This window comes from Rodentibacter myodis, assembly GCF_001999305.1.
Classification (GTDB): domain Bacteria; phylum Pseudomonadota; class Gammaproteobacteria; order Enterobacterales; family Pasteurellaceae; genus Rodentibacter; species Rodentibacter myodis.
The window spans coordinates 74244-97458 of sequence record NZ_MLHQ01000011.1; the positions used below are offsets into that span (position 1 = coordinate 74244).

A 23215-nucleotide genomic window follows, 5' to 3' on the forward strand; every position below is an offset into this window, starting at 1 on the left:
CTCCGCTGTAAAATAAACGCAACATTCTACAAAAAAAAGGACAGGAAATAAAATGACACCCGCCATTGATTTACTTAAAAAACAGAAAATCCCTTTCACGCTACATTCTTACGATCACGATCCAAACAATACGCATTTTGGTGATGAAGCCGCCGAAAAACTGGGGATTGATCCTCATCGTTCTTTCAAAACCTTACTGGTTGCCGAAAATGGCGATCAAAAGAAACTCGCCTGTTTTGTGCTGCCGACGGCTAATATGTTAAGTATGAAAAAAGCGGCAAAAGCCATTGGCGTGAAAAAAGTCGAAATGGCAGAAAAAGATTTTGCGCAAAAAAGCACGGGTTATTTAGTGGGGGGAATCAGCCCAATCGGACAAAAGAAACGATTAAAAACGGTGATAAATTTGACCGCACTTGAATTTGAAAGCATTTATGTTTCCGGTGGAAAACGGGGATTAAGTGTCGAACTTGCCGCAAAAGATTTAGGTGCGTTATTAAACGCAGAATTTATTGATATTGTCGATGATGAATAATAAAAAAGCTCATTGTTTTACCAATGAGCTTTAACTCAAAATTGTTCCAAACTATTTTAGAAATCAATTATTGACGTTTGAAGTCAATGTGAACCAATTTTGGTTTGAACGGATGACGTTGCATCGCTTGCACTTTAACTGCCACTTCTTTACCTTCGATCACCAAAGTGATGACATCAGAATAAAAAGCATCGTGAGCTTGTGCGTTGTTTAATTCATCGTGGTTTAAGATGATTGAAACCGGCGCTTCGCTGCCACCATAAACGATTGCAGGAATTTGACCGTTGTGACGCAGGCGGCGGCTCGCACCCTTACCTTGCGCCGAACGAACTTCAGCGTTGAATTTAAATGCCATTTTAATGTTCTCTTTAATTGAATTAAAAACTAAAAAATTGCAGGCGACCCAGCAATTTTCCTAAATAGACTCAAAGCGTTGCTTTGAGGGCGCGGATTATAAAGGATTCATCCCCTCAACGCAAACTTTTTCTAGGAAATTCAGTATGAAGCGATTAGAATAGACGCGTTTTTTTGACAACCGATAACGAACAATAAATAGTAGGAAAAAATGGAATTTCTGATTAATTTTTTTACTGATTACGGCTATTGGGCTGTGCTTTTTGTCCTGATTATTTGCGGCTTTGGCGTGCCTATTCCGGAAGATATTACTTTGGTTTCCGGCGGTGTGATTGCGGGGCTTTATCCTGAAAGTGTAAATTCTCATTTAATGCTGGTAGTCAGTATGATTGGTGTGCTTGCCGGCGATTCCTGTATGTACTGGCTTGGACGTATTTACGGAACAAAAATCTTACGTTTCCGCCCAATGCGTAAAATCATCACCTTACAACGTTTAAAAATGGTACGTGAAAAATTTACGCAATATGGAAACCGTGTATTATTTGTCGCACGCTTTCTTCCCGGCTTACGCGCCCCGATTTATATGGTCTCAGGCATTACCCGTCGTGTAAGTTATACCCGCTTTGTTCTTATCGATTTTTGCGCAGCCATTATTTCCGTGCCGATTTGGGTTTATCTTGGCGAATTTGGGGCAAAAAATTTACATTGGTTGCACGAACAAATTCAAAAAGGGCAAATGGTTATTTATATTCTTATCGCCGTACTTGCGATTTTCCTCTTTTGGAAATGGAAAAAAGCCAAAAAATCAAATTAATAAAAAGTGCGGTCAAAAATCACGGAATATTTAACAACGCACAAAAAGAAAATGACGTGAACAATAGGGACACCACGCCGGCGTTCTTCTTAAAATTCAAGCAATTTCAATAAGTTAATCATTAAGGATAAGATAACCTCCCGACTTTTTATTCTAAAATGATGACCAAATACAATGCCATATGAAAAACCTTGATTAGAAATAATCAAGGTTTTTTTATTTTCATTAATAATACTAAAAAGTTTAGAAACTTGAGGTATCTTGAAATAATCCCACTTTCAAATCCGTTGCGGTATAGATAATGCGGCCGTCCACTTCCACTTCGCCGTCTGCCATTCCCATTACCAATTTGCGATTAATTACACGTTTCATATTAATGCGGTAAATCACTTTTTTCGCGGTTGGTAAAATTTGACCGGTAAATTTCACCTCACCTACGCCTAATGCTCTCCCCTTTCCTTTTCCGCCTACCCAGCCAAGGAAAAAGCCCACTAATTGCCACATTGCATCTAATCCTAAACAGCCCGGCATTACCGGATCGCCGATAAAATGGCAGCCAAAGAAAGGCAAATCAGGGTGAATATCCAATTCCGCTTCAATATAGCCTTTATCAAAGCTACCGCCATTTTCCGTCATTTTAACAATGCGATCCATCATCAACATTGTCGGGGCCGGGAGTTGAGGCCCTTCAGCACCAAATAATTCACCACGACCGGAGGCAAGCAAATCTTCATAGGTGTAACTTTCTTTTTTATTTGGTGTACAAGTGTTTTGCATTTTTCTTCCTTAATTGAAATCATACTCAGTAAATTACTGACAGAACACATTCTAAAAGGAATTTCAAGCACTGTAAATAGAAAACACTTGTTAGCTGAACTTATCAAACCAGTCAAAATTTTGACATAAAAAAGCACGAATTAAAATTCGTGCCTATGCTATCTACGATCTAAAAAAATCCAGTAGTCCTTTTTTAACCGGTTCAGCCTTAAAATCAAGGCGGCGTTGGATAAGACGGGAAATTGGTGTTTTATTGTCCGCATAAATTTTCTCTTCTTCCAAGAGATCCCGTTGGAAAATTAACTCGCAAGCTTGATGAATATCTTCCACCGGAAAAATAAAAAATTCGCCATTTTTGACCGCACTGACAACTTCATCGGAAAGACTTAATTGTTGAAGGGTGGTCGCAGGAATCATCACGCCTTGTTTACCGGTTAAACCTCGGCGTTGGCAAATGGTGAAAAATCCTTCAATTTTGTCATTCACTCCACCGACAGCGTGAACTAAGCCAAATTGATCGATTGAGCCTGTAATGGCAATATGTTGCGGCAAAGGCAAATCGGCTAAGGCACTGGCCAGCACGCAGAAGATCGCAAGTGAGGCACTATCTCCGTCAATTTCACCGTAAGATTGTTCAAACACAAGGGAAGCGGAAAACGGTAGCTGTGAAGGCAAATCCAAAATATTTGACAAACACGCCTGTGCAATCATCATTCCTTTACTGTGTAAATTGCCGGCAAGTTCGTTTTTGCGTTCGACATCCACCACTTCGCCATCACCAAATTGCACAATACAACTAATGCGGGAAGGCTCGCCAAATGACACCGGCGTACCGGGATATTCAATCACGGATAAACCGTTAATTTGTCCGACAATTTCGCCTTCGGTTTCAACGTAAACCTGTTCATTTAAAATATCGGCATAGGTTTGTTCTTTTAAGAATCCGTGTTGCGCGGTTTGTTGTTGAAAAATCCGCTCAAAATCCACCGCACTTAACTGTGTTTTTTGTGCCAAGGTTGAGGCATTAAGTAACATTGTTTTTAATGTGGCGGGTGAGGTATTAATCAAAAAGCGATTTTCGCTTTCTCGAACCAAAAGTTGATAAAGTTTATTGAAAGCAGAAAAATCAAGGGACAATTTTTGTTCTTCAGCCACCCGTTGCACATAGGAAACCCAATTTTTTTGTTCTTCCACCTGTGCCACCGAAACATAACTTTCAATTTCTGCATAATCGGCAAAGGCGTATAAATCCTCTTCTAATTCACCGAGTGCGGCAAGCTCTGTGCGATTGCCTAACAAAATCACTTTTACATCAATAGGATAAGCGGGAATATCGCAAGGCAAGGTTTTGAAAGGATGTGCGGAATACCAATTAAATTGTTTGGTTTGCAAAATATGTTTTAAACGCTGCCATAAATCAAACTGTGCCAATAAGGTGGAAGCACTCAAAATCAACACTCCACCATTTGCACGATGCATCAAGCCCGGTGTAAGTTGAATATCTTGCGAACTTGGATGAACCTTCACATTACCAAAAAGTTGAAATTGATCGAAATAAAGTGCGCTTAGCACCTCACCACAAGCTGCAAAGTTATCTGCTAATGATTGTGCGGGTTCAATCCCAATATGCGGAAACGAAAAAGAATCCCCTTGTTCCACAATATAATTTACGCCCCAAATTGACCGCACTTTAGGCAACATTTCCTTCACCAACGGGATTAATAAATCCGCATAATCTGCTTGATCATCGGCTTTTAGTACCATTAGCGGACGTATTGGGTTGCGTAAAAACAAAGAAAGGGCATTTTTTGCATTTGGCTGCAATGCCCAAAAATCAAGGGATTGTATTGGTTTTTCGTTGAAGGCTAATTGGGGTTGCAAAACCGCCCAATCAAGGGATTGTTCTTGTAAAAAAGATGAACTCACGGGTGATTTCTCATTAGTAAAATTGGCGGCATTATCGCATATTTGTGTACATTGTAAAAATCAACTGGAAAAATTGCCCTAAAATGCGTATATTGGTGCAGTTACCACGTCACTAAATAGCATTACTATGAAATACCAAAAACTAGAAAATCAAGAAGCCAACTGGAAATGGATTTATTTGATTCGTAAACATCGCGAAGGTGAAAATATTACGCGTTATAACGAAAAAAGCCTGCAAGAAAGCATTGTTGCCGAATTAATAGAAAGTCAAAATTATCCTGAAAAAATCGAAAATTGGATTAAACAACATCTTTCCCCTGCCTTGCCGATTAAATTAGATCAGGCGATCCGAGCGCGCCGCAAACGCTTTTTCAATGCCGAAAAGCAATCGACCAAGAAAAAATCCATTGATTTGGAATATGCGGTTTGGCAACGCCTTTCAAGATATTCACGCAAAATGAATATGACCCTCTCTGAAACCATCAGTTATATGATTGATGAACGGGAAAGCAAAGCCTTATACGAAAGCCAAATGTCGGCGATGAAAAACAGTTTGAAAAACTTATTAAAATAAAAAAGCTCGGGATAAACCGAGCCTTTTGTATTAACTAAACAGAGGAAACTTTGAGAACATTAATGTATTCTCGTTTATTCCACAATCGGAATAATTTTTGTGGCGTGAGATCCTTTATCACCGTGAATGACTTCAAACTGCACTTTTTGTCCCGCTTTTAATGAACGGTAACCGTCCATTTCAATCACAGAATAATGTGCAAAAATGTCGGCATCCACGCCTTCTGCAGAAATAAAACCAAATCCTTTTGCATTGTTGAACCATTTTACAACACCAACTTCCATAATAGACCTCTCAGGCTTCGCCTATACATTACAAATTAAATAAGACTAATGCCTTATCACCTCAAATTGGCGGCTATCTTTAAGTATTTTGCTTTTTGATGCAACAAGCAATGTTCAAAAGTGTTATAGAGATCACAAAAAATTTTATATTTTGCTACTTTTCTCTTCTTTTTCATAGGATTCACGCAATGCTTTTGCCACAATTTGAATCGCTTCCCCACTATTTACACCTTGTGCCATTAATTCTTGGATTTTTTCCACTGCCTTTTGTTGTTCTTCGTGGGTTAATTGAATATCCAACATCATTTTACCAACCAAATATTTTCATTAAATGTAGCCATTGTTCGTCTAATGGCGCGTGAATACAGATTGCTCTTTGTGAAACCGGATGTTTAAAACACAAGGTTTCGGCGTGTAAAAACAAACGTTTACAGCCCGTATTTTCTGTTAATGCCCGATTTTGATGCAAATCCCCATATTGTGTATCGCCTAAAATTGGATGAAAAATATGTTTGCAATGACGGCGTAACTGATGTTTTCGCCCCGTATGCGGAATTAAGCGTAACAATGAATACCTTGAGGTGGCATAACGCCCTGCGGAATAAGGCATTTCAACGATTTTTAATCCTTCATAATCTGTGATGGCTTGTTGCGGTGCTTTCTCTTCTTGTGAAAATTTATCGGCGATTTTATCCAACTGAATTTTCAACGGATAATCAATCTTTCCGCTTCCCTGCACATAACCACGAACAATCGCCAAATAAGATTTTTGTACTGTTTTTTGCTCAAACTGAAGACACATCAAATGCGCAATTTCACTCTTCAACGCAAATAGCAGTACGCCTGAAGTAGGACGATCCAAACGATGAATCGGAAAAACGTGTTGCCCTATTTGATCACGTAAGGTTTGCATTACAAATTGCGTTTCGTGGGTATCCAACCAACTGCGATGCACCAACATTCCTGCCGGTTTATTCACGGCAATCAACCATTCGTCTTGATATAAAATATCCAATATCATTGATTTTGTAACAATTCTTCTAATGCCAGTAAAGGCTCAAGCAACATAGCAAGATCATCAAATTCCTTTAAGGCTTCTTCAATATAAGGTGAAATCGCAATTTGATTCGGCAAGGCTGCACCGCTTTCCAACAATGCGTGCATACGGGGAATAAAAACCCATTGCAGCCATTCTTGCGGTTCCATCGTATCAAGGGAAAAAGGTTCTTGGCTTAAAAATGCTTCCGCAGCAGGTGGTACACCCTGCCAAAGATTCAAACGTTGCATTGTTTGTTGCAACCGTTCGAGGTGAAGTTTGGTTTGATTTCGCATAATCACTCCTTAAAAAACGGCACATTCTACGCAAAATCCCCCCACTTCGCAAAAGTGCGGTCAATTTTAACGATGAATGACGGAAAAACCTTCCGCCGAAATTGGCGAATGTTCATTTGTAATCAAGCGTTCCACTTTTGCCGTTCTTGGCCCTGTTTTTAACCATTGTTCAAAAGCATTCATCTGAGCGTCACTTCCTTGTGCAATCACTTCCACCGAGCCATCCGCACGATTTCGTACTGTTCCTTTAACGCCCAATTTTTCCGCTTCTTTCCAAGTGGAATAACGAAAACCAACACCCTGCACGCGTCCATAAATCAAAAATTGTTTTGTCATTTTTCCTCCGATTAGACACATCATTTTTACAAAATAGGATACCTAATAACGAAAGTGCGGTTAAAAACTTTTTTATTTTTAACCGCACTTGCCTATTTTCATTTTGTGGAAATTAGCATAGCATAAGCGACAATTTCATTTATAAATGATAAGGAGCAATGATGAAATTACGCACCCTAGCATTTGGCATCGCCACTCTTTTTGCAAGCACCGCCGCTTTCGCCGGTATGGTTTCAAGTTCATCCAATATGGATTTTTTAGCCATTGATGGTCAAAAAGCAAGTAAATCCCTTTTAAAAGAAACCCGTTCATTTAATGTGAACGACACCAATCCCCACCAAGTTGTGGTTCGTGTAAGCGAAATTGTGGGCGGTGGTTCAAGCCAATCTTTATTTGAATCCAATCCAATCATTGTAACTTTCCAAGGTACGGGCGAAGATATGGTGATCTCTGCACCAAGTATTCGTAGCAAAGGCGAAGCCGAAAAATTTAATGCTTCACCGGTTATCAATGTCAAAACCACTTCAGGCAAAGAAGTAGCGGCTAAAATTGATGTCTTAAAACAAGAAGGTTTATTCCCTTCTGCCAATGTGGTGAATGATTTAGCCGGCTATAATGCCTCCGGCGCAGCAGCAGCTGTGCCTGCATTTGCCGCGGCAACAATGCCTGCCGCCCCAATGATGGCGGTTGCACCGGCTGCTAATGGTAAAGCAACCAAAGGCAAAGTGGTAGTGCAAGGCGAAAACGTAGCGGAACAGCAATTACAATATTGGTTCCAACAAGCAGATAAAGAAACTCAAGCACGTTTCTTAAATTGGGCAAAATCTAATCAATAATTGACCGCACTTAACGATGAAAAGTGAGCTATTTGGCTCACTTTTTACATTCACTCATCAACCAAGAGGATAATCAAATGAACCATTGGCTCAATGCAAAAGTTATTGCTGCAATTCCTATTTTTATTGCCGTCAATATTGCCGCATTTGGTATTTGGTTCTTTGATATTTCCACGCAATCAATGCCCTTAGTATTGGGAATTATCGCCGGTGGATTGGTTGATTTAGATAACCGCCTGACCGGCAGGCTCAAAAACATTTTCTACACCCTTATCGCGTTCACGCTTTCTGCCGTGATTGTTCAACTCAATATTGGTAATGCCCTTTCTTACCTTATTTTAATGACGATCGGCACATTTGTTTTTACGATGATTGGGGCGATTGGCGAACGTTATAAAACCATTGCTTTTGGCACATTGGTGATCGCCGTTTACACCACGCTGACTTATTCTCCCGATATAGTACAAAGCTGGTACATTAATCCATTGATGATCATTATCGGCACTGTGCTTTACAGCGTTGTAACCCTCATTGTGTATCTTTTTTTCCCCAATCGACCGGTGCAGGAAAGTGTTGCCAAGGCTTTTGCCGCATTGGGGGAATATCTGGATGCGAAATCGGAATTTTTTGATCCTGACGAAGTGGATGATATTGAAAAAAAACACCTCAATTTTGCAATGAAAAATGCCAATGTAGTCAATGCTTTTAATCTTGCTAGAACCACCCTTTTTTATCGTATCCGTGGACAACATCGCCATCCGCGAACCAAACGAATGATTCGTTATTATTTCACCGCGCAAGATATTCACGAACGCACCAATTCCACCCATTTTGATTACAAACAAATCGCCGAGCAACTGAAAAATACGGATTTAATTTTCCGTATTCAACGTTTGTTGGAACTGCAAGCCGCCGCCTGTTATGAGGTTGCAACAAGCCTGCGTGGAAATAAACCTTATCACTATCATCCCCGTGTAGAAAAAGCATTAATCGGCACAATGCAATCTTTCGAAATTTATAGCCGCCAACACACAGAACATAGCGAACAATTATTGGTTATCCAAACCCTATTGGATAATCTGCAAAGTATCGATCGCCAGCTTCGTCAGTTAGAACAAGAAACTACCGAAAATGAACAAACCGTGCGTATTCATACGGAACAAATCACCGGTTTAAAAAATATCATTTCGGTCATTTTCAGCCATTTCACCTTTGAATCGCCCCTTTTCCGCCACGCGGTTCGGCTTTCAATCGTGGTCTTTATTTGCTGTGCCATTGTGGAATTTTTCCACTTCGATCTCGGCTATTGGATCTTACTTACTGCTGTTTTCGTCTGCCAACCCAATTATTCCGCCACCAAAACACGCTTACGCCAGCGAATTATCGGCACGATTTTAGGCGTGGTGGTTGGTTCATTACTGCCTTATTTAAACCCAACACTGGAAATGCAGTTAGGTTCAATCGTGCTAACCTGCACGCTGTTTTTCTTTTTCCGAAGTAACAATTACAGCTTTTCCACCTTTTTCATCACCTTACAAGTGTTGATTAGTTTTGATGTAATGGGATTTGGTGCCGCCACTGCACTTGTTCCCCGCTTAGCCGATACCCTAATTGGTACGGCGATTTCTTGGTTTGCCGTCTCTTATTTATGGCCGGATTGGAAATATTTACAACTGGATAAAGTTAGCCGACAAGCCATTTACAGCGATGCGCAATATCTTTTACACATCATCAGCCAGTTACAATTTGGCAAAAGTGATGATTTAAAATATCGCATTGCCCGCCGCAACGCACATCAATATGCCGCAGCGCTTAGTTCTACCCTTTCTAATATGAATAGCGAGCCACAAAAATATCAGGCTTATTTGCAGGAAGGTTTTGATCTATTAAAAATGAATTATTCCTTATTAAGTTATATTTCCGCACTGGGTTCATATCGTAATCAAATGACGAAAGTGCAACAAACCACCCAATTTTTATCCGGTTTCTACCCTACGGCGAAAAAGATTTTATATGCACTGGAAAATATTGAAAAACTCTCGCAAGATATTTTTCAAAAATTACAGGAAAATATTGAAGCGAGCTTAAAAGAAATTCAATGGGATGAAAATCAAACAAAAGAAAAATCAGGCTTAGCCATTCCACTTCAACAGCTAAACCTGATTGCACAATTATTGCCGCAACTTTATGAGTATTTTCAAAAATACCGACAAAATTGACCGCACTTTCGAGAATGAAATTATTTGTTTACGCCCCAATGACGGGTGTCTTTGTCAAATTTCATTCCGGAATGCGATCCTTCCGAACCATTGAAATAAACATCTTTATTGGCACAAGCCGAAATAATAAATGCACCGATAATAACGAGTAATAACTTCTTCATAACACTCACCTTAATAAACAAAAAGAGGGGCGGATTATAGCATAATTTCGATGATGCCAATGCTTTATTTATTCGATCCTTCCGGATGCAAGCCTATGCCTTGATGACGTTCTTGTAGTTTTGCAATCACATCACGCCATTCCAATTCCTGATTATGCAATAGCACCGTCAGATGATAAACCAAGTCCGCTGCCTCAGAAATGACTTCCGATTTATCTTGCGAAACTGCGGCAAGTGCGGTTTCAATGCCTTCTTCCCCCACTTTTTGTGCAATTTTCTTTATGCCTTTAGCGTGCAAAGTCGCCGTATAAGAACTCGCCGGATCGGCATTTTTCTTTTCTGCAAGATGTTGTTCTAATTTCGCAAACCAGCTCCAATTTTCTATCGGCTGTTTTGTAAATTGGTGAAAACAGCTTTGTTGCCCAGTGTGGCAGGTTGCTCCGATTGGATTTGCCAAAATCAACAAGGCATCGTTATCACAATCCAAACTCATATCCACCACATTTAAAAAATGCTCGGAAGTTTCGCCTTTCGTCCATAAACGTTGTTTCGTACGGGAGTAAAAAGTCACCCGTTGTTCCGCCAAAGTTTTTTCCAAGGCTTCTTGGTTCATATAGCCAAGCATTAATACTTCGTTGGTGTAAGAGTGCTGGATAATAACGGGGAGGAGGTTATTGATTTTTTGCCAGTTAATTTTTATTTGCATAATCCATCCCTCCGTAAAATAATTTTATTTCTTCTGCTTGTTTTTCTATTTCAGGAAATAAAAACTTCTTATTAATACCAAAAGTATTTAACTCTTTAAGGATTTTAATTTTATTGTCTTTTGGTATATAAAACTTTTTAGAATCACTTTCCTTTCCTAGACTTTTCCAAGTGTCTGGAATATCTGACATTACTTTTTTTGAACCCTTTATTCCAAATAGTAAAAAAACGCCTTGTTGTCTCACAATTCTTTGATTATTGAGCGTTGGCTTTACACATATAACCTTTTCCATATCCTTATAATTTATATCTGCTCTAAATGCTGGTTTTTCTCTTCTTATATCATGAATAAGTTTTAACATCTCTTTATAATTATTAAACATATCCTTAGAATCATATTCTGAATTATTAGCCACATATCTACTAATATAACCCTTCAAATCAAGAGAGCCATCTATTTTAAGAATTTTATTCCTATATTTTTTAACTTTTTCAGCTTCTTCACATGACTTGATAGCTAATTCAACTTTAATATCATTAAATTTATCTGTAGTCACTATCTGATCTAAATCAAACCCTGAGTTTCTAAGAGAAATAGCTGACAGAATAGAAACAATATCACTATCATAGTATTTTATATTTTCATTTGGTATATCTAATATTAGTAGTTCACCATCATTTTCTTTCGATGATGCTACTGCAAAATATAATGCTACTAAAGCATTCGTTGTAAAATCTAATAACCTTGTTGGATAACCGTAGTGTTGTAATTTTGATAATATTCCAAATAGTCCTTCACTATAGTGATAATATTCATCAGGATTACTAATAATAGCATCTTTAATTATATTATCTTCATTTTCTATAAATTTTTCATTTCTATATATAGTTGGTTTTAATTCGTATAATTTATTTGAATGTCCTCTAAAAAACCTAGTATGAAAAGGTTTAGGCTCACCTATATTTTCTAATATAGTTATCAAATCCTTAATACTTTCAATATTCATATACTACCTCTGATCTCAATATTATCTTTCTTAAGATATTTCTTCAACGTTTCAATTTCAATAATCCGCTTATGAAACACACTTGCCGCCAACGCCCCATCTACATTCGCTTCCACAAAAGCATCACGGAAATGCGACATTTCCCCTGCGCCACCGGAAGCAATTAAAGGCACCTTGCAAATTGACCGCACTTTTTTAAGTTGTTCAAGATCATACCCCTTACGCACGCCGTCTTGGTTCATCATATTCAGTACGATTTCGCCAGCCCCGCGCTGTTGCACTTCCTGTACCCAATCGAGCAGTTGCCAGTTAGTTTGGCGTGTACGTTTTTCATCACCGGTATATTGATTAACCCAGTATTTGCCCGTTTCCACTTCAAACCAACTATCGATTCCCACCACAACCGCTTGGACACCAAAGCGATCCGCAAGTTGGGTAATCAAATTCGGATCGGCAAGGGCGGGCGAATTAATGGAAATTTTATCTGCACCAAACGCAAATAATTGCTCGGCATCAGAAATTGTTTTAATTCCACCTGCCACGCAAAAAGGAATATCAATCACTTTTGCAACCCGTTCTACCCAACTTTTATCCACTGTTCGACCATCCGATGAGGCAGTGATGTCATAAAACACCAACTCATCCGCACCTTCTTCCGCATAACGTTTTGCAAGCGGGACAATATCGCCGATAATTTCGTGGTTACGAAATTGCACGCCTTTTACCACCTGTCCATCTTTCACGTCTAAACAAGGAATTATCCGTTTTGCCAACATTGAATTGCCTCCGCTACATTAAATTTGCCTTCTAACAACGCACGCCCCACAATCACACCTGCCACGCCGGTGCCTTTTAACGCGGCAATATCGGCAAGCGATCCAATCCCACCTGAAGATTGAAATTGAATGTCCGGATAGTTTGCACAGATTTCACGATAGAGATCCACGTTTGAGCCTGCCAACGTGCCGTCTCGTGAAATATCCGTACATAAAACGTGCTGTAATCCGACCGCTTGATAATCTTCGATCAACGCCTCAAGAGACACGCCGCTTGCCTCTTGCCAACCACTAATAGCAATGATTTTCTGATCGTTTGCATTAATATTTACATCTAACGCCAGTACAAATTTTTCCGCACCGTATTTCTCAAACCAACCTTTGGCCATTACAGGATCTTTCACCGCCGTTGAGCCAATCACCACTCGATTTGCCCCCACTGCCAGTAAATCCATTACATCTTGCTCGGTACGAATACCACCGCCCACTTGGATTTTGCAATTTGTCGCTGCAATAATCTTGCCAATCAGTGCGGTCTGTCTTTGCGTAGGATTTTTTGCACCGGTTAAATCCACCAAATGCAACTGCTCCGCCCCTTGACGAATATAGTCGGCAAATTGCTCGATCGGATTATCAGAATAGGTAGTTTGCTTAGTATAATCCCCCTGATGTAACCGCACGACTTTGCCATCAATGAGATCAAGGGCTGGGATAATAATTGATTTTTTCATTGTGTTTGTTTCCTGTATTTATAATAAAAATAATTAGTTCTCAAAAAAATCTTGATCTATTTTACAAAGTTCTATTGTCTTTTCGACATAAACACCCAATTTATATTTAATCATTAAATCACAAAGTCTATTACCATTTATAAGTACGATTGTCGTTGATTGACTTTTTTTAGCAAATTCTATGGCTTCACGACTAAAATCAGATGTTGTAATAAAAACACCCTTTTTCGTTGGTTTATCTGAAATTGCACCAACAAATTTTTGTAATTCAGGACGGGAAATATTATTTCCCCAACGTTTCGCTTGAATATAAATTTTACTGAGTCCTAGTTCATCCTCGCTAATAATACCGTCAATTCCACCATCTGCACTATTTTGCGTTAAGGATTTTTGACCATTCAACCCATAGCCCATTCTATCTAATAGGTTTAGAACGAGATCTTCAAAAAACTGAGGAGATTGGTTTTTAATTTCATCTAATATTTGTATTTTTAATGCTTCATTTAATTGATTATTTAATTGATCAATCTGTTCCTGAGGGCTTTGTGAACTTTCATTAGTTTCATCAAAAATAGAATTATAATTTTTTTCTTTTTTATTAACTTTTTTATTCCAATTTTTTCTATATTCCTTAAATAATTCATACCATTCTTTAAAACCCTCTTGGCTTTCAGCTGCTTGAATACCAATCTTTGTAATTTGACAAATCCCACGCTGAATACGAATAATGGGAGCTATATCTTTAAAATAGCAAAGATTAGTAATTGCCCAATCAACCCTTGCTTTATATGCCTGCACTCCTGAACTTGTTTTTATTGAAAGTTCATCGTTAGAAAGTTGATAATACTCTTTAATATATTGATATATTTCTTTTTTAGAACGGACCTTCTCATCAGAAAGACACTGCAATATAGGAAAATATACATCAGTATAACTAAACATTTTAGCTCCTAGTCATTCAACCGGTTTTTCATCATATTTCCCCCTTTACTATTTTCCAAATGGGGAAATATGACCTACAGCACTATATATTTTCTACAAAATTTCTCAGCAACATCGCCCCATTTCTCCCCGAGCGTTCCGGGTGGAACTGCACACCGTAGAAGTTTTTATTGGCAATTGCCGCAGAAAATGGCACACCATAATCTGCCTTGGCTATCGTATTTTCATTTGGGAACACCGCATAGCTATGCACAAAATAAAAATGGCTATCTTGATCAATGCCGTGAAATAATGGGTGATCAGGTTGATAATGCACCTTATTCCACCCCATATGTGGCAATGGCAAGCCCGTATTTGGGATTAACTCGGTTTTGCCACGCATTAGATTGAGCGTATCCACATTACCTTCGGCAGAAAATTCCGTCATTAACTGCATTCCTAAACAAATGCCTAGCATTGGTTGTGTTGCGTTTCGGATTGTTTCAATCAAATGGCGATCTTGCAAAATCTTCATCGCCGCTTGTGCCGTTCCCACACCGGGGAGCAACAATTTGTCTGCGGATTTGATTTTTTCTAAATCACAACTAATTTCCGCTTGAATATTCAGGCGATCGAATGCAAATTTTACAGATGACAGGTTTGCACAGCCGGTATCAATAATAATCATGAATCCTCCATTGAAATTTTAGATAGTGATATTTTTTGATTATCATCCTTGAAATATTAATATTAATATTAATATTAGTTCCCATATTCCATATTGTCTTATATATAGTGACTCTATATATGATATAACGTTGTTAATTATTAACCTACAAAAGAAAATTAATATGGCGAAATACAATCCTGGGGATATCGTCCCACAGTCTGGTATTTATGGGCAGTATTCATCTACTGGCATAAAAGAAAATGAAGTAACTTGCGTGAAAGGTGAGCCATTTCCTCCAACACCTCGTCCTAAAATGTATTACAAATTAGTTCGAGCTACTCGCTAAGTTTTATTTTATAAATGGCTAAGTAATTAGCCATTTATTTTTTTATATTAAAATATGGTAAATACTCCCTCAAAAACTTTGAAAAATTCCATTAAACGTTTTTCAACGTGGTTGTAGGGAAACCATTCTGGTATCCATTTAAATCACACTCCGTTTTGATAGGACGCAAGCATTGCGTCCCTACCGCTCACATTATTTACATTTTGCCGAAAATCACAACACTCCCTTACTACTCGGCAATTCATTCCCTTCCACTTTTATACATTGTCTTAACGTTCGTCCAAACACTTTGAATAAGCTCTCGATTTTATGGTGGTCGTTGTCGCCTTTGGTTTTGAGGTGTAGGGTTGCCATTAGGGTGTAGGCGAGGGATTGGAAGAAATGTTCGGTCATTTCGGTGCTGAAGTCGCCGACTTTTTCACGGTTGAATTTGGCTTTAAATTTAAAGTATGGACGGCCCGATAAATCCATTGTGCATTCGGCTTTGCATTCGTCCATTGGTAGCACGAAGCCGAAGCGTTGAATACCACGTTTATCGCCTAATGCCTGTTTTAATGCGCTGCCGAGGGCAAGAGCGGTGTCTTCTACGGTGTGATGTTCGTCAATCCAGAGGTCGCCTTTGCAGGATATATTCATTCTAAAGCCGCCGTGGGTGGCGATTTGGTCTAGCATATGGTCAAAAAAGCCCACGCCTGTGCTGATTTGGTTCACGCCTGTTTCGTCCAGCCAAACTTGCACTTTGATGTCGGTCTCTTTGGTTTTACGTTCCACTTCCGCATAACGAGGTTTACGGTCGCAAAGTGCGGTCGGTTTTGGCAATAATTTTTCCACAATCAAGTCCCAGTTTAATTTTTCGGGGTGATATTGCAGGGCTTGAATCCCCAAATTCTCCGCCAGTTGTACATCGGTCGCTCGGTCGCCAATCACAAAAGAGCGGTCAGGATCAAACAAGTTTTTGTCGATATATTTTTTCAATAATTTTGTTTTCGGTTTGCGACAACCGCAATTATCTTCCGGTTTATGTGGGCAAATTAGCACTTCGTCAAACTTAATGCCTTGCGAACGGAAAATTCCCATCATCGCATTATGTGGTTTGTCAAAATTTTCCTGAGGAAAAGAAGAAGTGCCTAAGCCGTCTTGGTTACTGACCATCACAAATCGGTAGTGATTTTTTAATTTCAGCAAGGCTGGAATGACATTCGGCTCAAGTTTGAGCTTCTCAAGGCTGTCAATTTGAAAATCAGTTTTAGGTTCATCAATTAGTGTGCCGTCTCGGTCAATAAATAGAGTTGATTGCATAATGTTGTCCTCTTTGTTTGCCTGCAAATCGTGTAGGTTGGTTAGTTTCTGCTGTTAGTTGATTGCTGCGATAGCATTAATTACTTGCTGATTTTCCACCGCAGTTCCTACTGTAATTCTAATGTTGTTTTGTAAACCCAATGCTTTATGTTGATCTCGCAAAATAATCCCTTGTTGCCAAAGTGTTTTAAACACTTTTTGTCCATCTTGGAATTTAACCAATAAATAATTGGCTTCACTCGGATAAACTTGTTCAACAAGCGGTAGGTTTTCAAGATTTTTTTGCAGCTCGGCACGGTTTGCCAGCAGCTCGGCGACACGGTTTTGCATTGCTATAATGCCTTCGGGTTGGAGGGCTTGGGCGGCAATATCGGCAACCGGCACGGGTAACGGATAAGGCGCGATAACTTTTTGTAATATAGAAATCAGTTCTGCATTGGCAAGGGTAAAACCACAACGCAATCCTGCTAAAGCAAAGGCTTTGGAAAGGGTGCGGATAATCGCCAAGTGCGGATAATTCGGCAGTTCGTTAGCAAAAGTTGCTTCAGGGCAAAATTCAATATAGGCTTCGTCCACAACCACAATGGCTCGCCCAGCGGTTATTTGCAAAAGTTTAAGCAAATCCGATCGCTTGATCAGATTACCTGTCGGATTATTCGGGCTACACACAAACACCACTTTTACGCCATCCAGTTGACCTTCAATTTCGGCAAGATTGAGCTGAAAATCGGCGGTAAGCGGCACGGTTTTACAGGCAATGCCACAGGTTTCGGCACTCACTGCATACATTCCATAAGTAGGTGGGCAATAAAGTACGCTATCATTGGGTTCGCAAAATGCACGGATAATCAATTCAATACTTTCATCCCCACCACGGCTCACCAATACATTTTCAGGTTGAAACTTCGCATAGCGGGCATAATGTTCTATTACTGCCTGCGGTTGTGGTTCAGGATAGCGGTTAAAAGTGCGGTTGATTAAATCAAAATTTGGCGAAGTGGGATATTCGTTCGCATTCAACCAGATTGTACCCTTGCCCCCCAGTTTTCGAGCGGATTGATAAGGAGTAAGGGCTTGGATGTTTTTTCTTGAGAGTTGTGAAATTGTCATCGTTTTTCCTATTTTTCTATTTAAGTAATTACTGTTTTTAATATCCTTTAATCAACCTTTTTCAACATATGCATAATGAGGCGGATCAAGGTATCTTTTTGCTTAGGATCGGATTCTGCCACCAATAGGGTTAATGCAGCCAAGCCGGTATCATTGATCACAGGTTGATTTTCAGCATTAAATAAACGGTGATTGCGGTGTAAAAAATCAACAAATAAGAATGCCCCACTCCGTTTGTTTCCATCTGAAAAAGGGTGATTTTTTACAATAAAGTAAAGCAAATGGGCGGCTTTAGCTTCAATACTCGGATAAGCCGGCTCACCAAAGATAGTTTGATCCAAATTGCCAAAAATAGCGGCAAGCCCATTATCACGTTCCCGCCCGAATAAATCCGAAGCTTCTCCGCGTGCTACAAGCTGTTTCTTAAAATTTAATAAAGCTGTATGGGCTTCATCAAGTGGCGGCAATGTACCACCCTGCTCCGTTTTCGGTTCAACTAATAATCCCTCGTCATATTGCTGTAGCCACAAGAATGTTTGCGCATAACGGCTCACAATATCCACTAATCCCCGCCCACTTTCTACGGTCAACTCTGATGAACCCGCTGTTTTTTGAATGAGTGCCAATGCCTGCTCTAATTCCACCGCATTTTGTTGCAAGCGTTTTTGATTTAACGCATAACCTTTGACAAGATAATCTTTCAAACGGGCTGTTACCCAACGACGGAATGCAACGCCTTGTGGGGACTTAATGCGATACCCTACAGAAATAATCGTTTCTAAATCATAGAATGTTACCGGACGGTCTGAAGAAGCAATATGCATTTTTTGCATATTGCTTTTTTCATTTATCTCCTCTTCCTCAAGAGCATTTGTTATATGACGTGAAATAACAGACTGATTCCGCCCAAATAGTGCCACCATCTGAGCCTGTGAAAGCCAAACCGTTTCATTTTCAAACCGCACTTCAACTTGAGTTTGCCCGTCTTGGGTTTGGTAAATTTCAATTGGATTTTGCATTTAACCTCCTTTTTAAATGTCTAACCTTTTAAACATCTAATTTCACCAACCGAATAGCCACTGCCTGTTTATGTGCCTCAAGCTGTTCTGCGGCCGCCATTTGCATTACGGTTTCAGAAAGATTTTTAAAGCCCTGAGGTGTGAGTTCTTGCACCGTCATTCGTTTGCTGAAATCTGCTAAACCAAGGCTTGAGTAGGTTTTCGTGTAGCCATAAGTCGGTAAAACGTGATTGGTGCCACTGGCATAGTCGCCCATACTTTCAGGGCTGTATGCCCCTAAGAAAATCGATCCTGCGTTATCCAACTGTGGTAATAATTCACGGGCATTCTGCGTTTGTACGATGAGATGTTCCGGTGCGTATTCATTGCTAATTTCAACGGCTTGCTCAAGATTTTCTGCGATAAAAGTACGGCTATGGCTTAATGCTTTGCGGGCAGTCTCTGCACGAGGCAACGCCGCCAATTGGCGTTCAATCGAAAGTGCGGTCGATTTTGCCAGCGTTTTGCTTGTCGTCACCAAAATCACTTGGCTATCTGCACCGTGTTCCGCTTGGGAAAGTAAATCGGTTGCGACAAAATCAGGCTCGGCAGTTTCATCGGCAATCACCAATACTTCCGAAGGCCCTGCCGGCATATCAATGGCTGTGCCGTTTTGCGTAACTTGGCGTTTGGCTTCGGTGACAAAGGCATTACCCGGGCCAAAAATTTTATCCACTTTCGCTACCGTTTCCGTTCCCTGTGCCATCGCAAAAATTGCCTGCGCTCCGCCTACGGTATAAATAGTTTCCACGCCACAAAGGTTTGCGGCATATAAAATTTCATCGGCAATCGGTGGCGGTGAACAAAGCACGATTTTCTTGCAACCTGCAATCTTTGCCGGAATGGCGAGCATTAATACCGTTGAGAATAATGGCGCAGAACCACCCGGAATATAAAGCCCTACACGAGAAATCGGGCGTATCACTACTTGGCAACGCACACCCGGTTGGGTTTCAAGATCAATTTCTTGATTTTGCTGTGCTTTGTGAAAGGTTTCGATATTAGCTTTTGCTTGTTGAATGGCTTGACGAAGTTGAGGTGAAATACGTTCACTTGCTGCTGCAATTTCTTCTGCGGATACGCTCAGTTTTTCCAATTTCACTTTGTCAAATTTTTCAGCCAATTCAAACAGGGCTTGATCACCATTTTTGGTGACATTGTCACGAATAGCCACCACTGCTTGGGTAATACGCTCCCCGATTTTTTGAGCCGGACGGGAAAGTGCCTGTGATTTTTCGGTTTCAGATAAATTATTCCAAATAAGTGTTTGCATATTTCACTCCTTATTATTCGCTAATGTTATTTTTCTTTTAGCTTCGATTGATATTCAATAGGCAATTATTCCATCATCTTTTCAATGGGTAGAACAAGAATTGAACTTGCACCAACTGCTTTCAACTGCTCCATCGTTTCCCAAAATAAATTTTCTTGGCTAACCACGTGCATTGCGACTTTTGAGCTATCTGTGGCAAGTGGCAGAATGGTTGGATTTTCCACTCCCGGTAAAAGTGCGGTTATCTCTGCCAGTTTTTCTTTTGGTGCGTGCAACATAATATATTTGCTTTCTGCAGCTTGTTGCACCCCTTGAATACGGGTGAGCAAGCGCTCTACCAATGCTTGTTTTTCCTCTGAAAGGGGTTCGGCTCGTTGAATCAGGCAGGCTTTGGAACGATAAATCACTTCCACTTCTTTTAAGCCGTTAGCCTCTAAGGTTGCACCGGAAGAAACCAAATCACAAATAGCATTGGCAATGCCGGCGCTGGGTGCGACTTCCACCGAGCCATTCAGTAAACAGCTTTTGAAGGGAATATTTTGGGCGTTCATATAACGCTTGAGCAAATTAGGATAAGAGGTGCCAATGCGGGTATTGGCAAGATCTTGTATGCTTTGATAGCACCGATCGCGATCAACGGCAAGGGAAAGACGACAACCGCCAAAATCAAGTTGTCGAAGTTTTTTATATTGGACTGTTTCACCCGTGGCTAAACGCCCCAATTCTTCCTCCTCTAGCACATTTTCACCAATAATACCAAGATCCACCACACCATCAAAAATCAGTCCCGGAATATCATCATCACGCACCCGTAAAATTTCAATCGGCATATTTTCCGAATAGGCAATTAAACGTTGTTCATTCCAGTTAATTCTTACGCCACACTGTTTGAGTAATTCACTACAATCTTTGCTTAAACGCCCTTTCTTTTGCATTGCAATACGAAGACGATTTGGAACATTCGTTGTATTAATTGTGTTTGTCATATTATTTTTCCTTATAGTTTAGATAAAAAGAAACCCCTCGAAATGAACTTCCGAGGGGGGATATTTGTTTATGATATTTTCGCACTCGGAAGACTGATATTTATCTTCCGCCACGCCAAAACGCCCGAAAGATAATCAGGTGTAATGGTGGAGGTGATGAGTGCGAATTATTGTCATAATCTTATTCCAATTTGGTGAAGATGGGCTTGAGTTTAAGCTCAAAAGATAAATTTAATCAAGCCCTTTTTTAAAATTTTCTTGATATATGTCAAGAAAATCCCCCGAAAACTTGCCAAATCCGCTTATTCCGCCTACAATTCGTCCCCCATTTGTAGTTCGCAAACCTCCTACATAAAAAAACTAGGTATCAAAAATGAATATTTCAAATCCTAATCACGATCGCAAAGCCCTTGTGATCTTCTCCGGTGGACAAGACTCCACCACCTGTTTATTTCAAGCCATTGCCGATTACGGCAAAGAAAATGTCGAAGTCATCACCTTTCAATATGGTCAACGCCACGCCATTGAACTGGAAAAAGCACGTTGGATCGCCCAAGATCTCGGCATAAAACAAACTTTCATCGATACTTCCGTCATCAAAGCCATTACCCATAATGCGTTGATGGATGAAAACGCTAAAATCGAACAAAAAAACAATGAATTGCCAAATACTTTTGTGGACGGTCGCAATGCCTTATTTCTGCTTTATGCGGCAATTTATGCCAAAGGACAAGGTATTCAAGATATTATCACCGGCGTTTGTGAAACCGATTTCAGCGGCTATCCCGATTGCCGTGATGTCTTCATTAAATCGATGAATGTAACCCTTAATCTGGCAATGGATTATCAATTCAACCTAAAAACCCCATTAATGTACCTCACCAAAGCACAAACTTGGCAACTTGCCGATGAATTGGGTGTATTGGATTACATTCGTCATCACACGCACACCTGCTATGAGGGGGGGGAAGGCGGCTGCGGCAAATGCCCAAGCTGTGTATTGCGTGATAAAGGACTGGCGGAATATTTGGTACAAAAAGGCGGTGAAAATGTTTAAGGTTTCTAAAGAATTTAGCTTTGATATGGCACATTTGTTAGATGGACACGATGGAAAATGCCAAAACTTACACGGTCACACCTATAAATTACAAGTGGAAATTGCCGGTGATTTGCACCAATACGGCGCCAAAAAAGCAATGGTAATGGATTTTTCCGATTTAAAGGCTATCGTCAAAAAAGCTATTTTAGATCCGATGGATCACGCCTTTATTTACGATCAAACCAGCGAGCGGGAAAGTAAAATCGCCCACCTTTTACAAGATCTCCGCTCCAAAACCTTTGGCGTGCCTTTCCGCACCACCGCTGAAGAAATGGCTCGTTTTATTTTTAATCGCTTGAAATATGAGGAAAAACTGCCCGTTTCGGCAATCCGTTTATGGGAAACGCCCACCTCATTTTGTGAATACGGAGAATAGGTGTGGTGCAAAATCAATATAATTTAGAACCGCACTTTAATATCGTGGAAATCTTTGAAAGCCTGCAAGGGGAAGGCTTCAACACCGGTATGCCAAGTATTTTCGTGCGTTTTGGCAAATGCAATCTCGCCTGCCCTTGGTGCGACACGCCTTATAATCAATTTGAACCTTGGTCGGCTTCACAAATTTTGGCAAAAGTGCGGTCATTTTCGGCGAAGAATATTATCATCACCGGTGGTGAACCCACCATCGTGCCAAAAATTGAATTTTTACTCGATCAATTTAAGGCTGAGGGCTATTTTTTGGCGATTGAAACCAACGGATTAAAGCCTGTTCCCTCACAAATCGACTATATCGCCACCAGCCCCAAACGTCTTTATGCACATAAATACACGCAACGTTGTATTCAATTTGCCGATGAGGTACGTATTGTCGCCGATGAAAACATACTTTCTTTTTGCGAATTAATAGAACAAAAAATTCAAGCGAAGCATTACTATCTCTCCCCTTGTGAAATCGATGGCAAAATGAACTTGTTGGAAACCATCACACAACTTGGTCAACTCAATCAACGCCCCAATAAACCCAAATGGCAACTGAGTTTGCAAACCCATAAGTTAGTCGGCATTGAATAAAATTTGGTCGGCAAATTTCTTGCTCAAATGCCTTTTCGCCGACACTTTTTTTTCGTACCATAACGCACCTTTTTC

At 40.0% G+C, this 23215-nt stretch carries 28 protein-coding genes, 1 riboswitch and 1 other annotated feature; of the genes, 8 read left to right on the plus strand and 20 right to left on the minus strand.

Translation table 11 applies throughout. From position 1 onward, the window contains the following. The first annotated feature begins 52 nt into the window (after window positions 1-52). Window positions 53-532 carry a Cys-tRNA(Pro) deacylase gene (gene ybaK / locus BKL49_RS05300; protein WP_077423574.1) on the plus strand — a complete coding sequence of 160 codons (480 nt, stop codon included), beginning with the start codon at window positions 53-55 and terminating at the stop codon, window positions 530-532. Window positions 533-599: 67 nt separating this feature from the next. Here ybaK and rplY read toward each other — a convergent pair whose 3' ends face one another. Then, window positions 600-887 carry a 50S ribosomal protein L25 gene (gene rplY, locus BKL49_RS05305; protein WP_077423575.1) on the minus strand — a complete coding sequence of 96 codons (288 nt, stop codon included), beginning with the start codon at window positions 885-887 and terminating at the stop codon, window positions 600-602. 210 nt (window positions 888-1097) lie between these two features. On the opposite strand from rplY, the gene BKL49_RS05310 reads away from it, so the two are divergent. Next, window positions 1098-1700, plus strand: a complete 603-nt coding sequence (locus tag BKL49_RS05310) for a DedA family protein (RefSeq protein WP_077423576.1) — start codon at window positions 1098-1100, stop codon at window positions 1698-1700. A gap of 243 nt (window positions 1701-1943) precedes the next feature. On the opposite strand, the gene fabA is transcribed toward BKL49_RS05310, so the two are convergent. Both fabA and BKL49_RS05320 read right to left on the minus strand, forming a co-directional pair. Further along, the gene (gene fabA, locus BKL49_RS05315; RefSeq protein WP_077423577.1) at window positions 1944-2477 is read right to left on the minus strand and encodes a 3-hydroxyacyl-[acyl-carrier-protein] dehydratase FabA; all 534 of its coding nucleotides are present in this window, start codon (window positions 2475-2477) and stop codon (window positions 1944-1946) included. A 162-nt stretch (window positions 2478-2639) separates the two neighbouring features. After that, window positions 2640-4403: an AAA family ATPase gene (locus BKL49_RS05320; RefSeq protein WP_077423578.1), complete on the minus strand. Its 1764-nt coding sequence runs from the start codon at window positions 4401-4403 to the stop codon at window positions 2640-2642. A 127-nt stretch (window positions 4404-4530) separates the two neighbouring features. On the opposite strand from BKL49_RS05320, the gene matP reads away from it, so the two are divergent. Beyond that, window positions 4531-4977: a macrodomain Ter protein MatP gene (gene matP / locus BKL49_RS05325; protein WP_077423579.1), complete on the plus strand. Its 447-nt coding sequence runs from the start codon at window positions 4531-4533 to the stop codon at window positions 4975-4977. 74 nt (window positions 4978-5051) lie between these two features. Here the strand turns inward: matP and cspD are convergent, their stop codons facing one another. The 5 genes from cspD to BKL49_RS05350 all read right to left on the minus strand — a co-directional run bounded on the left by cspD (window position 5052) and on the right by BKL49_RS05350 (window position 6929). Next, complete coding sequence (gene cspD / locus BKL49_RS05330) at window positions 5052-5261, minus strand: cold shock domain-containing protein CspD (RefSeq protein WP_077423580.1); 210 nt, start codon at window positions 5259-5261, stop codon at window positions 5052-5054. A gap of 144 nt (window positions 5262-5405) precedes the next feature. After that, on the minus strand, window positions 5406-5564 hold the full coding sequence (locus BKL49_RS05335; RefSeq protein ID WP_077423725.1) for a YoaH family protein: 159 nt from the start codon (window positions 5562-5564) through the stop codon (window positions 5406-5408). Between the two features lie 4 nt (window positions 5565-5568). Continuing rightward, window positions 5569-6279 carry a tRNA pseudouridine(65) synthase TruC gene (gene truC / locus BKL49_RS05340; protein ID WP_208607803.1) on the minus strand — a complete coding sequence of 237 codons (711 nt, stop codon included), beginning with the start codon at window positions 6277-6279 and terminating at the stop codon, window positions 5569-5571. Then, a complete protein-coding gene (locus BKL49_RS05345) occupies window positions 6279-6593 on the minus strand; it encodes a YqcC family protein (protein WP_077423582.1) in 315 nt (104 codons plus the stop codon). The genes truC and BKL49_RS05345 overlap by 1 nt, the downstream gene beginning before the upstream one ends. A gap of 66 nt (window positions 6594-6659) precedes the next feature. Then, window positions 6660-6929, minus strand: a complete 270-nt coding sequence (locus BKL49_RS05350; RefSeq protein WP_077423583.1) for an acylphosphatase — start codon at window positions 6927-6929, stop codon at window positions 6660-6662. Between the two features lie 161 nt (window positions 6930-7090). Here BKL49_RS05350 and BKL49_RS05355 point away from each other — a divergent pair, with 161 nt between their 5' ends. Both BKL49_RS05355 and yccS read left to right on the plus strand, forming a co-directional pair. Beyond that, window positions 7091-7765 carry a curli polymerization inhibitor CsgI-related protein gene (locus BKL49_RS05355; protein ID WP_077423584.1) on the plus strand — a complete coding sequence of 225 codons (675 nt, stop codon included), beginning with the start codon at window positions 7091-7093 and terminating at the stop codon, window positions 7763-7765. A gap of 77 nt (window positions 7766-7842) precedes the next feature. Further along, window positions 7843-9984: a YccS family putative transporter gene (yccS, locus tag BKL49_RS05360; RefSeq protein ID WP_077423585.1), complete on the plus strand. Its 2142-nt coding sequence runs from the start codon at window positions 7843-7845 to the stop codon at window positions 9982-9984. A gap of 20 nt (window positions 9985-10004) precedes the next feature. On the opposite strand, the gene BKL49_RS05365 is transcribed toward yccS, so the two are convergent. The 12 genes from BKL49_RS05365 to hisG form a co-directional block, all read right to left on the minus strand. Continuing rightward, on the minus strand, window positions 10005-10148 hold the full coding sequence (locus tag BKL49_RS05365) for a hypothetical protein (protein ID WP_077423586.1): 144 nt from the start codon (window positions 10146-10148) through the stop codon (window positions 10005-10007). A 64-nt stretch (window positions 10149-10212) separates the two neighbouring features. After that, window positions 10213-10854, minus strand: a complete 642-nt coding sequence (gene hisIE, locus BKL49_RS05370) for a bifunctional phosphoribosyl-AMP cyclohydrolase/phosphoribosyl-ATP diphosphatase HisIE (protein WP_077423587.1) — start codon at window positions 10852-10854, stop codon at window positions 10213-10215. Next, on the minus strand, window positions 10838-11860 hold the full coding sequence (locus BKL49_RS05375; RefSeq protein ID WP_077423588.1) for an FRG domain-containing protein: 1023 nt from the start codon (window positions 11858-11860) through the stop codon (window positions 10838-10840). Before BKL49_RS05375 ends, hisIE begins: the two co-directional genes overlap by 17 nt. Further along, window positions 11857-12636: an imidazole glycerol phosphate synthase subunit HisF gene (gene hisF / locus BKL49_RS05380; RefSeq protein ID WP_077423589.1), complete on the minus strand. Its 780-nt coding sequence runs from the start codon at window positions 12634-12636 to the stop codon at window positions 11857-11859. Before hisF ends, BKL49_RS05375 begins: the two co-directional genes overlap by 4 nt. Then, a complete protein-coding gene (gene hisA, locus BKL49_RS05385; RefSeq protein WP_077423590.1) occupies window positions 12618-13367 on the minus strand; it encodes a 1-(5-phosphoribosyl)-5-[(5-phosphoribosylamino)methylideneamino]imidazole-4-carboxamide isomerase in 750 nt (249 codons plus the stop codon). The genes hisF and hisA overlap by 19 nt, the downstream gene beginning before the upstream one ends. 33 nt (window positions 13368-13400) lie before the next feature. Beyond that, a complete protein-coding gene (locus BKL49_RS05390; RefSeq protein ID WP_077423591.1) occupies window positions 13401-14309 on the minus strand; it encodes a restriction endonuclease in 909 nt (302 codons plus the stop codon). Between the two features lie 82 nt (window positions 14310-14391). Next, a complete protein-coding gene (gene hisH / locus BKL49_RS05395; RefSeq protein ID WP_077423592.1) occupies window positions 14392-14976 on the minus strand; it encodes an imidazole glycerol phosphate synthase subunit HisH in 585 nt (194 codons plus the stop codon). Between the two features lie 541 nt (window positions 14977-15517). Beyond that, entirely contained in the window at window positions 15518-16603 is a 1086-nt protein-coding gene (hisB, locus tag BKL49_RS05400; RefSeq protein WP_077423593.1) for a bifunctional histidinol-phosphatase/imidazoleglycerol-phosphate dehydratase HisB, read from the minus strand. Window positions 16604-16657: 54 nt separating this feature from the next. Next, window positions 16658-17713 (minus strand): histidinol-phosphate transaminase, encoded by a 1056-nt coding sequence (hisC, locus tag BKL49_RS05405; protein ID WP_077423594.1) that lies wholly within the window; start codon window positions 17711-17713, stop codon window positions 16658-16660. 47 nt (window positions 17714-17760) lie between these two features. Beyond that, window positions 17761-18732: a virulence RhuM family protein/type II toxin-antitoxin system death-on-curing family toxin gene (locus tag BKL49_RS05410; protein WP_077423595.1), complete on the minus strand. Its 972-nt coding sequence runs from the start codon at window positions 18730-18732 to the stop codon at window positions 17761-17763. Window positions 18733-18760: 28 nt separating this feature from the next. After that, window positions 18761-20044, minus strand: coding sequence for a histidinol dehydrogenase (gene hisD / locus BKL49_RS05415; RefSeq protein WP_077423596.1), 1284 nt, complete (start codon window positions 20042-20044; stop codon window positions 18761-18763). Window positions 20045-20109: 65 nt separating this feature from the next. Then, the gene (hisG, locus tag BKL49_RS05420; protein WP_077423597.1) at window positions 20110-21030 is read right to left on the minus strand and encodes an ATP phosphoribosyltransferase; all 921 of its coding nucleotides are present in this window, start codon (window positions 21028-21030) and stop codon (window positions 20110-20112) included. 25 nt (window positions 21031-21055) lie between these two features. Continuing rightward, window positions 21056-21187, minus strand: a sequence feature (His leader region). Between the two features lie 168 nt (window positions 21188-21355). Then, window positions 21356-21400: riboswitch (PreQ1 riboswitch) on the plus strand. Window positions 21401-21403: 3 nt separating this feature from the next. Here hisG and queC point away from each other — a divergent pair. Genes queC through BKL49_RS05435 form a run of 3 tightly spaced genes read left to right on the plus strand, consistent with a single transcriptional unit; the run spans window position 21404 to window position 23140 of the window. Next, window positions 21404-22087 carry a 7-cyano-7-deazaguanine synthase QueC gene (queC, locus tag BKL49_RS05425; RefSeq protein WP_077423598.1) on the plus strand — a complete coding sequence of 228 codons (684 nt, stop codon included), beginning with the start codon at window positions 21404-21406 and terminating at the stop codon, window positions 22085-22087. Beyond that, window positions 22080-22505 (plus strand): 6-carboxytetrahydropterin synthase QueD, encoded by a 426-nt coding sequence (gene queD / locus BKL49_RS05430; RefSeq protein WP_077423599.1) that lies wholly within the window; start codon window positions 22080-22082, stop codon window positions 22503-22505. The genes queC and queD overlap by 8 nt, the downstream gene beginning before the upstream one ends. A 5-nt stretch (window positions 22506-22510) precedes the next feature. Next, on the plus strand, window positions 22511-23140 hold the full coding sequence (locus BKL49_RS05435; protein ID WP_077423726.1) for a 7-carboxy-7-deazaguanine synthase QueE: 630 nt from the start codon (window positions 22511-22513) through the stop codon (window positions 23138-23140). The last annotated feature ends 75 nt before the right edge of the window (window positions 23141-23215 follow it).

Bases quoted from the DNA above. Each gene is read 5' to 3' on its own strand.
- matP (WP_077423579.1), top strand. From the start codon at position 4,531: ATGAAATACCAAAAACTAGAAAATCAAGAAGCCAACTGGAAATGGATT.
- rplY (WP_077423575.1), bottom strand. From the start codon at position 887: ATGGCATTTAAATTCAACGCTGAAGTTCGTTCGGCGCAAGGTAAGGGT.
- hisA (WP_077423590.1), bottom strand. From the start codon at position 13,367: ATGAAAAAATCAATTATTATCCCAGCCCTTGATCTCATTGATGGCAAA.
- BKL49_RS05365 (WP_077423586.1), bottom strand. From the start codon at position 10,148: ATGAAGAAGTTATTACTCGTTATTATCGGTGCATTTATTATTTCGGCT.
- BKL49_RS05350 (WP_077423583.1), bottom strand. From the start codon at position 6,929: ATGACAAAACAATTTTTGATTTATGGACGCGTGCAGGGTGTTGGTTTT.
- BKL49_RS05390 (WP_077423591.1), bottom strand. From the start codon at position 14,309: ATGTTTAGTTATACTGATGTATATTTTCCTATATTGCAGTGTCTTTCT.
- queC (WP_077423598.1), top strand. From the start codon at position 21,404: ATGAATATTTCAAATCCTAATCACGATCGCAAAGCCCTTGTGATCTTC.
- BKL49_RS05410 (WP_077423595.1), bottom strand. From the start codon at position 18,732: ATGCAAAATCCAATTGAAATTTACCAAACCCAAGACGGGCAAACTCAA.
- BKL49_RS05310 (WP_077423576.1), top strand. From the start codon at position 1,098: ATGGAATTTCTGATTAATTTTTTTACTGATTACGGCTATTGGGCTGTG.
- BKL49_RS05355 (WP_077423584.1), top strand. From the start codon at position 7,091: ATGAAATTACGCACCCTAGCATTTGGCATCGCCACTCTTTTTGCAAGC.
- fabA (WP_077423577.1), bottom strand. From the start codon at position 2,477: ATGCAAAACACTTGTACACCAAATAAAAAAGAAAGTTACACCTATGAA.
- cspD (WP_077423580.1), bottom strand. From the start codon at position 5,261: ATGGAAGTTGGTGTTGTAAAATGGTTCAACAATGCAAAAGGATTTGGT.
- hisF (WP_077423589.1), bottom strand. From the start codon at position 12,636: ATGTTGGCAAAACGGATAATTCCTTGTTTAGACGTGAAAGATGGACAG.
- BKL49_RS05345 (WP_077423582.1), bottom strand. From the start codon at position 6,593: ATGCGAAATCAAACCAAACTTCACCTCGAACGGTTGCAACAAACAATG.
- hisC (WP_077423594.1), bottom strand. From the start codon at position 17,713: ATGACAATTTCACAACTCTCAAGAAAAAACATCCAAGCCCTTACTCCT.
- hisIE (WP_077423587.1), bottom strand. From the start codon at position 10,854: ATGCAAATAAAAATTAACTGGCAAAAAATCAATAACCTCCTCCCCGTT.
- yccS (WP_077423585.1), top strand. From the start codon at position 7,843: ATGAACCATTGGCTCAATGCAAAAGTTATTGCTGCAATTCCTATTTTT.
- ybaK (WP_077423574.1), top strand. From the start codon at position 53: ATGACACCCGCCATTGATTTACTTAAAAAACAGAAAATCCCTTTCACG.
- BKL49_RS05335 (WP_077423725.1), bottom strand. From the start codon at position 5,564: ATGTTGGATATTCAATTAACCCACGAAGAACAACAAAAGGCAGTGGAA.
- hisD (WP_077423596.1), bottom strand. From the start codon at position 20,044: ATGCAAACACTTATTTGGAATAATTTATCTGAAACCGAAAAATCACAG.
- hisG (WP_077423597.1), bottom strand. From the start codon at position 21,030: ATGACAAACACAATTAATACAACGAATGTTCCAAATCGTCTTCGTATT.
- BKL49_RS05375 (WP_077423588.1), bottom strand. From the start codon at position 11,860: ATGAATATTGAAAGTATTAAGGATTTGATAACTATATTAGAAAATATA.
- hisB (WP_077423593.1), bottom strand. From the start codon at position 16,603: ATGCAATCAACTCTATTTATTGACCGAGACGGCACACTAATTGATGAA.
- queD (WP_077423599.1), top strand. From the start codon at position 22,080: ATGTTTAAGGTTTCTAAAGAATTTAGCTTTGATATGGCACATTTGTTA.
- hisH (WP_077423592.1), bottom strand. From the start codon at position 14,976: ATGATTATTATTGATACCGGCTGTGCAAACCTGTCATCTGTAAAATTT.